Source organism: Herbiconiux liangxiaofengii, from assembly GCF_041927335.1.
GTDB lineage: Bacteria > Actinomycetota > Actinomycetes > Actinomycetales > Microbacteriaceae > Herbiconiux > Herbiconiux liangxiaofengii.
In genome coordinates this window covers 162629-175374 of record NZ_JBHFHD010000015.1, presented here as the reverse complement: position 1 = coordinate 175374, position 12746 = coordinate 162629, and the positions used below count along the sequence as shown (strand labels likewise).

Sequence of the window (12746 nt, the reverse complement as noted above, 5' to 3'; positions counted from 1 at the left end):
AACAGCGAATCAGCCCGCCGAGCAGCACTCCCGGCCTGGCTCCATGAATACAATCACCACAGGCCCCACACCGCCATCGGAGCACAACCACCCATCAGCAGATTGATCAACCTCCCTGGGCAGTACAGCTAGCTCAGGGCAGGGGCGCCACCTCCACGTCGCGGAGAACGCCGGCGTCGACCACGACCGTCATCATGGTGCACACGGGCTGGCGGCGCCGGTCGGTGGGCGAGCCGGGGTTGAGCAGGCGAATCCCGGATGCCGCGGTCGAATCCCACGGGATGTGGCTGTGCCCGAACACCAGCACGTCGGTACCCGGGAACGCCGCGTCCATGCGCCGCTCGCGGCCGTCACGGGAGCCGGTCTCGTGGATCATCGCGAACCGGAGCCCCTCGAGCTCCACCCGGGCGATCTCGGGCAGGCGGGCCCGCAGGCCGGCGCCGTCGTTGTTGCCCCAGACCCCCACGAGCCGGGCCGCCCGGGCCTCGAGCGCGTCGAGCGTGGCCTCGTCGACCCAGTCGCCGGCGTGAAAGACGACGTCGGCCTCGTCGACCGCCCGCCAGACCTCGTCGGGCAGCGCCTTCGCGCGCGTGGGCAGATGGGTGTCGGCGAGCAGCAGCAGTCGCGTCGGCATGCTCCCATCGTGGCCCACTCCGGGCCGAGCGGGGTGGCGGGGCGGGGGCACGCCGGGTTAGCCTGATCGACTTCGAAAAATCGGATGCGGCCGGAGGCGCGAGAAGGGAAAGACATGCAGTCGCAGACCGCACTCGACGTGATCGTGACCGCGGAGTACGGCTCGCGGGCCACGGGCGTCGCCGGCCGGGAATCAGACCGCGATCTGATGAGCGTGTTCGTCGAGCGCCCCGCGCAGGTCACCGGACTCGAGAGCGCCAAGACGCTCGCCGGCAGCACCGCAGCGGCAGGGCGGCGGTCGGAGCGGGATGACGTCGACGCGGTGATTTATCCGCTGCGCCACTGGGCGGCGTTGGCCGCGGCGGGCAACCCGACGGCCCTGCTGCTGCTGTTCGTGCCGGAGCACGACGTGGTCACCGACGCGTGGTGGTCGGTGCAGGGCATCCGGAGCGCTTTCGTGTCGCAGGAGGCGGGGCACCGTTTTCGCGGCTACTCGTGGAGCCAGCGCGAGGCGCTGACCGGGCACCGCAGCACGCGCACCAACCGGCCGGAGCTCGTGGCCGTGCACGGCTACGACACCAAGTTCGCCTACCACATGGTGCGCACGGCGCTGCAAGGCGTCGAGTTGATGCAGACGGGCGCGGTCGCGCTACCCCTGCAGGGCGAGTCGAGGCGGATGCTGATGGCGGTTCGGGCGGGCGAGATGTCGTTCGACGAGGTGCTCGCGCTGTCGGATGCGCTCGATGCACGGCTCGCCGGTGCGATCGGGGCGTCGCGGCTGCCCGAGACGGCAGACCGGGGGCGGGTGAACGAGGTGCTGCACCGCGTGCACCTGGAGCGGTGGGCGGCGGCGTGAGCGGGATGCCGGCGGTGATCGTGGATGTGGATGGCACGCTGGCCGACGTGGCCGGCATCCGCCACTACGTGCAGCCCGGGGGTGGGCACCGCGGTCGTAACTTCACGGCGTTCCACGCCGCGTCGTCGTGGGTCGACCCCCACCGCGACGTCGTGCGGGTGGTGCAGGGGCTCGATGCACGCGGGCTGGCGATCGTCGTGCTCACCAGCCGCACCGAGCGTTGGCGGTGGAGCACGTCGTCGTGGTTGGCGAAGTGGGAGGTTCCGGTGGCGGCGCTCGGCATGCGCGCCGATGCCGACACGCGCCCCGACCACGAGGTGAAGCGCGATCTGCACGCCCGAGTGCTCGACCTCGGCTACCGGCCGGTGCTCGCGATCGACGACAACCCGGGGGTGATCGCGCTGTGGCGTTCACTCGGCATCCCCACGGTGCGGGTGCCGGGCTGGGAAGACGACGACTGAGGCCTGTGACGCGATGCCGGCCGCCCGCCTCGGCTCCGGGCTCCGCCCCGCACCCGTCCTAGGCTGAGCACGACCAGAGGGAGACGACGTGGCGCACGAGCTCGAGCAGGTGGCGGCGGAGCTCTACGCCCTCTCACCCGCCGAGTTCACCGCTGCCCGCAACGCCCGGGCGGCCGAGGCCAAGGCCTCGGGTGACCGGGAGCTGGCGGCGGGCATCCGGGGCCTGGCGAAGCCCTCGGTGGCCGCGTGGGCCGTGAACGCGCTGGTGCGGCATCGCGGCGACGACGTCTCGGCGCTGCTCGACGTGGGCGAGCGGATGCGCGACGCGACCGAGTCGCACGACCGCGAGTCGATGAGGCAGCTGGGTCGCGATCGGCAGCAGCTGCTCGCCGCGGCGGCCCGCGCCGCTCGCGGCTTGGGCGAGGAGCTGGGCGTCGCGGTCTCGGAGTCGGCCGCGGTGGAGGTGCAGCAGACCCTGCAGGCGGCCGTGGTCGACGCCTCGGCGGCGGCGGCCGTTCGCAGCGGGCTGCTCGTGCGCACGTTCGAGAGCTCGGGTCTCGACCCGGTCGACCTCGCGGATGCGGTGGCGATCCCGGATGCGGCGCCCAGGCCGGCGGCCGAGGGTACGACCGCAGCTGCTGCGCCGGGCGACGCGTCGGGTGGCGGCCGCAGTCCGATGTCGCGCGGGGTGAGCGGAGAGGCGAAGCGATCGGCCGTCGACCCCGAGCGTGATGCGGCCGAGCGCGTGGCGCGGGCCGCCGCCGAACGGGCCGAACGTGCCCTCGCAGCCGCGAAGCGTGACGCCGAGGAGGCACGGCAGGATGCCGACGACGCCGACGCGGCTGTCGCGACGCTCGACCTGCGCATCCGCGAGAACCGGGCCCGCCACGAGCAGCTCGCCACCGAGCAGCAGCACCTGCGCGAGCGTCTGGAGCAGGTGCAGGCCGACCTCACCGACACCAACGTCACCGCGGCCCGCCTGCGCAGAGAGCGTTCCGCCGCCGCCCGCGCCGCCGATTCGTCCCGCCGCGCGGCCACCCGCGCCCGAACCCGCCTCGACGGCCTGCAGGACTGACCCGCCCACGAACGCACCCCGGCTGTCCGTCCGGTCGCAGCACGAGCGGGAGCAGGGGCAGGGCAGGGGCAGGGCAGGGGCAGCGGCAGGGGCAGGGCGCCTTACGCGAGCAGGGCCGCCACGAGCACGAGCAGCGGAACCGACCCGATCGTGGTCACGAGCACCGTGTCCCGCGCGAGCACCACGCCCCGCTGGTACCGCACGGCGAAGTTGTAGATGTTCTGCGCCGTCGGCAGCGACGACAGCGCCACCACCTCGAACACCTGGTGCGCCGGCAGCGCGAACACGAACCGGGCGAGAACATATGCCACCACGGGCATGACCAGGAGCTTCATGGCACTCGCCACGATGATCTCCCGCCGACCCGACCCCGGCGCGAGTGGCTTCTGGCCCACCAGCGACATGCCGAAGGCGATCAGCACCAGCGGAACCGCAGCCCCGCCGATCAGCTCGAACGGCGCCATCACGGGTTCCGGCAGCACCACACCGGTCAGCGCCACCACGAGCCCAACCAGCGACGCGATGATCATCGGGTTGCGCACGGGCTGCGACAGGATCGACCGCACCGAGGCCTTGCCCCTGGTCGTCACGTCGAGCACCGTGAGCGTCACGGGCGCCAGCACGATCAGCTGCAACAGCAGCACCGGGGCGATGAGCTGCGCGCTCCCCAGCACGTAGACGGCCACCGGCAGGCCGATGTTGTTCGCATTGACGTAGGCCGAGGCCGCCATGCCCACGGTCGTCTCGGCCACCGGCCGCCGGAACCACAGCCGCGACACCAGGAGGAACAGCCCCGCCGCCACCACCACGCTGATCAGGGTGACCAGCAGCGGCGCCGAGAACACGGTGGCCGGATGCGACCGCGACAGCACCGTGAACAGCAGTGCCGGTGTCGCGACGAAGAACGCGACCCGGTTGAGCACCAGCCGCGCATCCGGTGGCAGGATGCCCACCCGCTGCACCACGTACCCCACAGCGATCACGAACGCGATGATGCCGAAGCCGGTGAGCACCCCCAGCATGGGCTCAGCGTGCCAGAGCGGCGGCCATCGCGCGCTGCAGGAAGGGCTCCAGCGTGAACGCGAACGTGCGGGTGAGGTGGTCGACGTCGCGGTACACGTTCGCCCCGCCCACCACGGCCGGGCATTCCTCGGCGGTGCAGTAGGTGTCGCTGAAGTCGAGCAGCGTCACGTCCTGCCCCGAGCCCGCGGCACCGGCTGCGGCCATCGCGATCGGATCGAACGCCGCCAGTCCCTCGTCCCGGGGCACGGTGCACGCCGAGGCGTCTTCGGTGCGCAGGCACTTGTTCGGGTCGTCCTCCCACGCGGGGTTGTCGACCACGGTCACGATCGGGGTGCCGGCGGCCAGCACGGGAGCCCAGGCGGCGGCGTACCCGGCCGCCGAAGCGGTCTCGTCGGCGTCGGTGCCCGGCACGTCGCGGTCGGTCAGTGCGGCGGTGAACACGGCGTCGAAGGGTTCATGCCCCTCGAGCGATGCAGTGAGGGATGCGCGCCAGTCGTCGCACGACACCGCGAACGCGTCGCGGGCCGCGAGGGGCGTCGTGGTCCAGGGGCAGCCGCCCTTGAGGTAGGTGGTGAGGTGCCAGCCGTTCTTCTCGGCCATGTCGACGAACGGGTCCATCAGGGCGTAGGCGTGACTGTCGCCGATGAGGGCGATCTGAGGCGCATCCGGGTCGTCGCTGCCGAACTGGCAGTCACGAACCGTCGCGTCGTTGAGCGTCGAGAGGCAGTCGGGGTGCACGGGACGATCGGCGTTGCCGAAGCCGGGGCTCGGGATGATGAGCCCGGCGAGGTCGGGGTTGTCGCACACCGGCTCGATGGCCGCGAGGCCGTCGGTGGGGCCAGAGGCGGCACCGAAGCACTCCGGGGGGTTCTCGAGCGTCTGCGCGAGCTGCGAGGCCTCGGCGTCGTACTTCGGCTGCTGCACCGCCCAGGCGGCACCCACGAACAGGCTCGACACGGCCATCGCGGCCACCACGCCGATCAGCGTGGCCCGGGGCCGCCGCGTGGTGAAGAACCGCCAGCCGCGCGCCGGGTCTTCGATGAAACGCTTGGTGAGCCAGGCCAGCGGGAAGCAGAAGGCCAGGAGCGCGAGCCGGTTCCAGATGCTGAGGCCCCAGCCCGGGATGTAGGGGGCGATGACGATCAGCGGCCAGTGCCAGAGGTAGAGGGAATACGAGATGTCGCCGATGAAGCTCACGGGGCGCCAGCTCAGCACGCGTCCGGCGTCCCACGGCTTCTCGCGGTGGTGGGCCACGATGATGGCGGCGGTGCCGAGCACCGGGATGGCGGCCATGTAGCCCGGGAACGGCGTGGCCTTGTCGAACAGGTACCCGCAGGCGAGCACCACCACGATGCCGCCCCAGCCCAGAAGGTTCGACTGCCAGGCCCGGATGGGCCGGAGCCTCGGCAGCAGCGCGAGCGCGCCGCCCACCGCGAACTCCCACACCCGCGTGTAGGTCACGAAGTAGGCCGATGCGGGGTCGGTCGCGGTGACGAACACCGAGAGGGCGAAGCTGCCGAGACCGACGATGGCGAGCACCGAGATCAACCCGACCCACTTACGCCGCTTCAGCACCTTCACCGCGAACACGCTCGCGGCGAGCATCAGCACCGGCCAGAACAGGTAGAACTGCTCCTCCAGCGAGAGCGACCAGTAGTGCTGCACGAGGCTGGCCTCGTTGGCGGCCGCCAAGTAGTCCACGGAGTTGAGGGCGAGAACCCAGTTCTCCACATAGAAGGTCGAGGCGAGGATCTCGCGCACGTTCTCGGTCAGACTCGACAGCGGCATGATGAACAGCGTCGCGAGGCTCGCGAAGACGAGCACGGTGATGGCGGCCGGAAGGAGTCTGCGTGCACGTTTGGCATAGAAGCTCGGCAGAGCGATGCGATCGGTGCGCTCGAGCTGGCGAGCGAGCTGCTGGGTGATGAGGAAGCCCGAGATCACGAAGAACACGTCCACACCGATGTAGCCGCCGGTGAGGCGCCCGGGCCAGAAGTGGTAGATCACCACGAGCAGCACGGCGATGGCACGCAACCCCTGGATGTGCGGCAGGAAGTGGGCGGGGCGCTCGGCGGTGGCTCCGCGATCCCGGCGGCTTCCGCGGCCGGCTCCGGTGGCGTCGGCCAGGTCGGCTCGGGCTCGGTGCTTCGCCTCGGGCGCTGTCGTGGGGGTCGCCGACGCGTCCGTGTGCTTCTTCATCGCGTCTCATGCTAACCGGGGCACCGCGGCCTGCCTGTGAGCGGCGTAGCGAGCCCACCGGGTGTTCCCGTGGGGCGGATGCGGATTCGTTGCGCTCGCAGGGCCCTACTGCGCCGCTAATCGCCGGGTGCGTCAAAGAAGAGCGGATGCCGCGCGCCTAGGCTCGGGAGGAACGACCGATTGGAGGTTCCACCATGTCCGCACGACCCACGTCTGCCGCTGCATCCGCCGCCCAGTCCATCATCGGAGAACCCGAGGTCGTCGAGGACCTCGCTCTCGCGCCGGCCTGGCTGGCCCTCAAGCAGGCGGTCGCCGCACTGCAGCCGCTTCAGGTGAAAGACGGATCGGTGCCCGACCCCGTCGACCACGCGGCGGCCCGCGAGCACGTGGCCGCGATCGTCGACTCGATCGCCGAGCTGGCCCCGCTCTTCCCGCACGACGCCGAGTACCTGGCCGCCGTGCGCGACGACTTCGCGCGGTGGGTCGACCAGGGCTTCGGAGTGCCCGACTTCGTGGCGTCGCTCGTGGCGTTCGCACCGGCTTCGCGGCGCGAAGACGGCATCCGGCATCTGGTGGTCTTCCCGATGTACACCCAGAACGGCAGCACCGACCGGCACGTGGAGGCGGTGCTGATCGAGGTGATCTGGCCCACGTTCATCGCCGAGCTGGAGGCCGGGGAGTACTCGAACGCGCTGTTCCTGCCCATCCGGTTCATCGACTTCACGGCGGGGTACGACACCAACTCGGCCGTGCTGTTCCCCGAGTCGGTGGCCACGTCGAGCATCCCGGCGTACACCTGGGGTGGCATCTTCGCCGACCGGGAGGCCGCCCGGTTCCGCCGCGTGGTGCGGGCCGCCGCCGAGATCACCCGGCTCGAGCTGCCCGCCGACGCGGCGCGACTGCTCGACGACCAGGAGCTCACCGAGCGCACCTTCGTGATGTGGGACCTCATCCACGACCGCACCCACATGCGCGGCGACCTGCCGTTCGACCCGTTCATGATCAAGCAGCGCATGCCGTTCTTCCTCTACTCGCTGGAGGAGCTGCGGTGCGACCTCACCGCGTTCCGCGAGGCCGTGAAGATCGAGCGCGGGCTCGCCGGCTCGGAGCACGCGTTGTCGCCGACCGACGCGACGCTGCTCGAGCACGCCACGCTGGTGCAGTACGCGGTGCTGTTCGACCGCATCTTCCGCTTCGCCATCACCGGATCGCGGGTGCGCAACTACGACGGCCTCGGCGGCCAGCTGCTGTTCGCCTGGCTGCACCAGCGCGGCGTGCTGCACTGGACCGACACACGCCTCACCATCGACTGGCCAGAGGTGGCCGATGCGGTGACGACGCTCGGCGACGCGATCGACGAGCTGTACTGGCGCTCGATCGACCGGCCGAAGACGGCGCACTGGCTGGCGGCGTACGAGCTGATCACGTCGACGGTCACCCCGAACCCCGCCTCGGTGTGGGCCGAGGGGCCGAAGGCACTGCCGCTGGACGGGCCGCCGCGCGGGCTCACCGACGCCGTGCTCGACGACGAGTTCCCGCTCTCGATGTTCTACGAAGCGCTCGAGAAGAAGATGCGCGACGTCATCACCTCCACCGAGGGCATCACGGCCCGCAGCTGACGCGGGGGCAGAGGGGCGAGGATCGACGTATGAGTGATGCAGCGGGTGTGGCGGGGCGACGCGTGGTCGTCACCGGGGCGACGAGCGAGTCGGGGGCGGCCGTGTGCGCGGCCCTCGTGGCCGCCGGTGCCGAGGTGGTGGCCGTGGGGTCGGATGCGGGGCGGCTCGACGCACTCGCCGAGCGGGTGCCCGGCGTCCGTGTCGAGATGTGCGACCTGAGCGACAGCGCAGCGGTGTCGGAGCTGGCCGAGCGGCTGAGCGGCGGCGGCGCGGGCGTCGACGGGGTGGTGCACCTCGTGGGCGGCTGGGTCGGCGGGCGCGGCATCGTGGGCCAGACGGATGACGGCTGGTCGGCCATGGAGCGGTCGTTCCGCACCCTGCGCGCCACGTTGCGGGCCTTCTACCCCGCGCTCGTGGCGTCGACGGCGGGCCGGGCCGTGTTCGTGTCGTCGGTGTCGACCGGGGCGCCCACCGCATCCGGAGCCGACTACACCGCGGCCAAGGCCGCCTCGGAGTCGTGGCTGCGATCGGTGGCCGCCGGGTTCGCGACAGACGCCCCCGACCGGGCGGCAGCGACGATCTTCGCCGTGAAAGCCCTGGTCGACGACCGGATGCGCGCGGCCGACCCCGAGAAGCCGTTCGACGGCTTCACCGACGTCGCCGACCTCGCAGCGGCGGTCGTCGGCCTGTGGAACGCTCCGGCCGCAGAACTGAACGGCGCCCGGATCGTTCTGGCCTGACGCGCGCTACTTCTTCTTGGCGTTCGACACCGCGTCGGCCGAGTGGTCGGCGCGGTCGCTCTTGATCTTCTTGTCGGCGCGCTTCTCCTTGAGAGTGCGGGCTGCCGGCTTCGCGACGGCCTTGCGCTGGGATTTCTCGGCCATGGTGTACCTCCGTCGCGAGCCGCGATCGGCTCGATCCTCGAAGGCTATTGCCTCCCGGCCCGTGGCCCCTCCACCCAGGCGTATTGCCAGCCGCGCGCCGGCGGCCCGCCCGCCCGCTACTGCGCCGCGTAGCCGCCGTCGACGAGGTGGTAGCTGCCCGTCACGAACGAGGCGGCGTCGCTGACGAGGAACGACACGATCGCTGCGACCTCCTCGGCCGTGCCCAGCCGGCCGAGCGCGTGCTTCGCGGCCAGCGCATCCTGAGCCTCGGCCGACAGGTTCGCGTCGACCAGCGGGGTGTGGATGAAGCCGGGGCCCACCGCGTTGACGCGCACCTTCTGGGCTCCGTACTCGAGAGCCGCGTTCTTCGTCAGGCCCACGAGGCCGTGCTTGGCCGTCACGTAGGCCGACGACATCGGGATGCCGACCGAGCCCAGCACCGACGCCATGTTCACGATCGCGCCGCCGCCGTTCTTCGCCATGGCCGGCAGCTGCGCCTTGAGCCCGTAGAACACGGCGTTCAGGTTGATCTCGATGACCTTCTGCCAGCTCTCCAGCGAGTAGTCGCCCACGGTGGCGGCCTCGCCCCCGATGCCGGCGTTGTTCACGGCGATGCCGAGGGGCGCGAGCTTCTCGGCGGCCACCACGCTCGCGGCGGCGAACTCGGGGTCGCTCACGTCGCCCACGAGCGCCTCTGCGGTGCCGCCCGCAGCGCGGATCTCGGCGACGACGGCTTGGGCCGGCTCCTCGCGCACGTCGCTGACGAGAACGGATGCCCCGCTCCTCGCCAGCTCCAGTGCGACTGCTCGGCCGATTCCCGAGCCCGCTCCCGTCACGATCGCAGACCGTCCGGCGACGTCGTATGTGGCCATGATGCTCACTTCTCCTTCGAAATCATCCATGCGTGTGCATGCGTTGATATCCAACGTTTGTTGGATAATTGTATTCCCGGTGCAGCGCAACGGATAGACCGTCGAGTCGCTCGGATTCACCCGTGCACGCCATCGGGTCACGCGGGTCACGCAGATCGGAGAGAATCGCCGAATGGATGCACGCCACCGCCGCAGCCGCGGGAAGCTCGCCGAGGCCGTGCTGCGCCTCGCCTCGGAGCGGCCGATCGACGAGGTGCGGGCATCCGACATCGCGGCGGCGGCCGGGGTGAACCGGTCGACGTTCTACGCGCACGCCGCCTCACCCCTGGCCCTCCTGGAGAGCGTGCTGCGGGAGGAGCTCGATGCCATCCGCGACCGGTACCTCGCGGAGGTCCCGCGCGCGGGCGCCGCGGAGGCGATCGCGGCCGCCACCCTCGCCGTGCTCGAGAACGTGGAGTCGCACGCCGCCATCTACGAACGAGGGCTGTCGCACGACCGCGACGGGCACAGCGGGGAGTCGAGCCTGCGGCCCATGCTCGCGGCCCACTTCGAGCAGTCGAACCGGCAACTGCTGCAGCAGCACGCCCTGTTCGCGGATTCCGCCGAGGAGTCCGCGGATCCGCTGCTCGCGGCCATGGTGGGACCGTACGTGGCCAACGGCAGTGTGGGCGCCATCGCGGCGTGGCTCGAGACGCCGGAGCCGCGCGATCCGGGGGCGTTCGTGCGGAGCTATCGGCGGTTGGTGCCGGAGTGGTTCCCACTGGCCCCGTAGGGGTGCGTGGTCTGCGCGACTACTCCTGCACGGTCTCAGGGCAGCATGATCCGTGCACATCACCCGAGCGACGGATGGCCTCACGGCGCCCTCTCGCTAGCGTTGCCTTATGACCTCCGCATCCGACGACTGGCGACGACCGAGACCGGGCGCCGCCGGGTACCGGCGCGACGCCGTGGCCGCCGCCGTGCTCGTGCTCGCCACCTGGTTGAGCTGGGTGCTGTTCTCGCGCGCCTCGATCGAGGCTTCCCACGCCCCGTGGTGGGGCGCCGCCATCTTCTCGGTGCTGGTCGCGGCACCCCTGGCGTTTCGTCGTCGATGGCCCGAACTCGTGGTCGTCGTGGTGGCCGTGGTGTTCGTGGTGGGGCAGTACTCCGGTGTCTACGAGCAGCTCTTCAACAACATCTGCCTGTTCGTGGCCCTGTACACGCTGGGCGCGTGGGGTCGCAACCGGCTGCTGGCCACGTGGCTGCGCGCCGTCATCACCGGGGGGATGCTGCTCTGGCTCGCCGGGGTGATCGTCTTCCAGGCCTTGAACCCCGCGCTGTCGCCCGCCTACTCACGCGACGGCGTGCTGTCGCAGTTCATGGCGATCGGCCTGATCAGCCTCGTCACCAACCTGCTCTACTTCGGCGGCGCCTGGGTGTTCGGCAATGCGGCCTGGGCGTCGGCCCGCCAGCGGGAGTCCCTCCAGCAGCGCACCCTCGAGCTCGAACAGGAGCGGGAGGTGAGCAGCCGCCAGGCCGTCGAGCTCGAGCGCTCGCGCATCGCGCGCGAACTGCACGACGTGGTGGCACATCATGTCTCCGTGATGGGGTTGCAGGCCGGCGCCGCCCGGCGGGTGCTCGAGCGAGACCAGGCACGTCCGGCGGCCGATCCGCGCGCGCTGGAGGCGCTCTCGGTGATCGAGCAGAACGCGCGCGAGGCGGTCGACGAGCTGCAGCGCATGCTCGGCGCACTGCGCGAGCGAGGTGATGCGCCGTCGACCACCGCCTCCACCCGGGGCGTCGCGCAGCTCGCCGAGCTCGTCGAGGAGGCGAACGCGGCCGGCCTGCCGGTGACGTTCTCGGTGGTGGGCGCCGAACGCCGCGTGCCGGCCGCCATGGGGCTCACGGTGTACCGCATCGCGCAGGAGTCGCTCACGAACGTGCGCAAGCACGCGGGGCCGCGCGCCACCGCCGACGTGCGGGTGCGCTACCTGGCCGACGCCGTCGAGATCGAGGTGAGCGACACCGGCGCGGGTGCCGGCTCGAGCGGCGCGTCGGCGCCCGGCGCCGCCGATTCGGGCCGGGTGGCCGCTGCAGCGCCTGGCGGGTCGCGCCTCGGCCAGATCGGCATGCGGGAGCGTGTGGCCGCGGCGGGCGGCGAGCTCGAACTGGGCCCGAAGCCGCGCGGGGGGTACCGCGTGCGGGCACGACTGCCGCTGGCCCCGTCGGGCGTCGCCGGCGCGACGCCGTCGCGGGTGCCGACCGCCGATCCGGCGACACCGGGCACGACGCAGGACACGACGGCACCGGGCACGGCACCGGGGGTGATCGCATGAGCGAGATCATCCGGGTGCTTCTGGCCGACGACCAAGACCTCGTTCGGGTCGGTCTACGCATCATCCTCGAGTCCGAGGACGGCATCGAGGTCGTGGGCGAGGCCCGAACGGGCCGCGAGGCCGTCGAACTCGGCCGCACGCTCGCCCCCGACGTCATCTGCATGGACGTGCAGATGCCCGAACTCGACGGGCTCGACGCCACCCGGCAGCTGCTGCAGGCCGGGACGGCCTCGGGCATCCTCATCCTCACCACCTTCGACCGCGACGACTACCTCTTCGCCGCCCTCGAGGCCGGCGCCAGCGGGTTCGTGCTCAAGAACTCCTCGCCCGAGAGCCTGATCGACGCAGTGAAGGTCGTGGCGCGCGGAGACGCCCTGCTCTCGCCCGACGTCACCCGACGGGTGATCGAGAGCTTCGCCCGCCGGTCGGGCGAACCGCCCTCGGCCACGGGCCCGGCGCCGGCCGTCGCCGCCGCCCCCGAGTTGCAGTCGCTCACCGAGCGCGAACGCGAGGTGCTCGAGCTGCTGGCGGCCGGCCGCTCCAACGCCGAGATCGCACAGCAGCTGTACCTCGGCGAGGCCACGGTGAAGACGCATGTCTCGAAGATCCTGCAGAAGCTGAGCCTCCGAGACCGCATCCAGGCGGTCGTCTTCGCCTACGAGAACGGAATCGCCGTGCCCGGCCGCCCCTGAGCCACACGCCCGCCGACGCCCGCGCATCCCGTCACCCACCCCCGCGAATCGCGCCGCATCCCACCCATCCCGCCGCGCATCGCGCCGCATCCCACCCACCCCGCGGCGGCCCACCCA

14 protein-coding genes are annotated in these 12746 nt (G+C 71.4%); 9 read left to right on the top strand and 5 right to left on the bottom strand.

Annotation, left to right across the window (positions count from 1 at the left end):
• The coding region (locus ACEXOR_RS16235) for an integrase core domain-containing protein (protein ID WP_374847459.1) at positions 1-132 on the top strand (132 nt) is incomplete at its 5' end.
• A 1-nt stretch (position 133) separates the two neighbouring features.
• Here the strand turns inward: ACEXOR_RS16235 and ACEXOR_RS16230 are convergent.
• The gene (locus ACEXOR_RS16230) at positions 134-634 is read right to left on the bottom strand and encodes a metallophosphoesterase family protein (protein ID WP_374850773.1); all 501 of its coding nucleotides are present in this window, start codon (positions 632-634) and stop codon (positions 134-136) included.
• A 114-nt stretch (positions 635-748) separates the two neighbouring features.
• Here ACEXOR_RS16230 and ACEXOR_RS16225 point away from each other — a divergent pair, with 114 nt between their 5' ends.
• The 3 genes from ACEXOR_RS16225 (at position 749) to ACEXOR_RS16215 (ending at position 3025) form a co-directional block, all read left to right on the top strand.
• On the top strand, positions 749-1489 hold the full coding sequence (locus tag ACEXOR_RS16225) for a DNA polymerase beta superfamily protein (protein ID WP_374850771.1): 741 nt from the start codon (positions 749-751) through the stop codon (positions 1487-1489).
• Positions 1490-1494: 5 nt separating this feature from the next.
• Positions 1495-1950, top strand: a complete 456-nt coding sequence (locus tag ACEXOR_RS16220; RefSeq protein ID WP_445451953.1) for a phosphatase domain-containing protein — start codon at positions 1495-1497, stop codon at positions 1948-1950.
• An 88-nt stretch (positions 1951-2038) separates the two neighbouring features.
• On the top strand, positions 2039-3025 hold the full coding sequence (locus ACEXOR_RS16215; RefSeq protein WP_374850769.1) for a hypothetical protein: 987 nt from the start codon (positions 2039-2041) through the stop codon (positions 3023-3025).
• Between the two features lie 101 nt (positions 3026-3126).
• Here ACEXOR_RS16215 and ACEXOR_RS16210 read toward each other — a convergent pair whose 3' ends face one another.
• On the bottom strand, positions 3127-4047 hold the full coding sequence (locus ACEXOR_RS16210; protein WP_374850768.1) for an AEC family transporter: 921 nt from the start codon (positions 4045-4047) through the stop codon (positions 3127-3129).
• Between the two features lie 4 nt (positions 4048-4051).
• Positions 4052-6247, bottom strand: a complete 2196-nt coding sequence (locus ACEXOR_RS16205) for an acyltransferase family protein (RefSeq protein ID WP_374850767.1) — start codon at positions 6245-6247, stop codon at positions 4052-4054.
• Between the two features lie 194 nt (positions 6248-6441).
• Between ACEXOR_RS16205 and ACEXOR_RS16200 the strand changes: the two genes are divergently transcribed.
• Together ACEXOR_RS16200 and ACEXOR_RS16195 are read left to right on the top strand one after the other, a co-directional pair.
• A complete protein-coding gene (locus tag ACEXOR_RS16200) occupies positions 6442-7866 on the top strand; it encodes a DUF6421 family protein (protein WP_374850766.1) in 1425 nt (474 codons plus the stop codon).
• Positions 7867-7895: 29 nt separating this feature from the next.
• Positions 7896-8606, top strand: a complete 711-nt coding sequence (locus ACEXOR_RS16195) for an SDR family NAD(P)-dependent oxidoreductase (protein WP_374850764.1) — start codon at positions 7896-7898, stop codon at positions 8604-8606.
• 6 nt (positions 8607-8612) lie between these two features.
• Here the strand turns inward: ACEXOR_RS16195 and ACEXOR_RS16190 are convergent, their stop codons facing one another.
• On the bottom strand, positions 8613-8750 hold the full coding sequence (locus tag ACEXOR_RS16190) for a hypothetical protein (protein ID WP_374850763.1): 138 nt from the start codon (positions 8748-8750) through the stop codon (positions 8613-8615).
• A gap of 116 nt (positions 8751-8866) precedes the next feature.
• On the bottom strand, positions 8867-9622 hold the full coding sequence (locus ACEXOR_RS16185; RefSeq protein ID WP_374850761.1) for an SDR family NAD(P)-dependent oxidoreductase: 756 nt from the start codon (positions 9620-9622) through the stop codon (positions 8867-8869).
• A 172-nt stretch (positions 9623-9794) separates the two neighbouring features.
• On the opposite strand from ACEXOR_RS16185, the gene ACEXOR_RS16180 reads away from it, so the two are divergent.
• The 3 genes from ACEXOR_RS16180 (at position 9795) to ACEXOR_RS16170 (ending at position 12629) form a co-directional block, all read left to right on the top strand.
• Positions 9795-10394: a TetR/AcrR family transcriptional regulator gene (locus tag ACEXOR_RS16180; protein WP_374850760.1), complete on the top strand. Its 600-nt coding sequence runs from the start codon at positions 9795-9797 to the stop codon at positions 10392-10394.
• 109 nt (positions 10395-10503) lie between these two features.
• Positions 10504-11937 (top strand): sensor histidine kinase, encoded by a 1434-nt coding sequence (locus tag ACEXOR_RS16175; protein WP_374850759.1) that lies wholly within the window; start codon positions 10504-10506, stop codon positions 11935-11937.
• Complete coding sequence (locus ACEXOR_RS16170) at positions 11934-12629, top strand: response regulator (protein ID WP_374850758.1); 696 nt, start codon at positions 11934-11936, stop codon at positions 12627-12629. The genes ACEXOR_RS16175 and ACEXOR_RS16170 overlap by 4 nt, the downstream gene beginning before the upstream one ends.
• Positions 12630-12746: the final 117 nt, after the last annotated feature.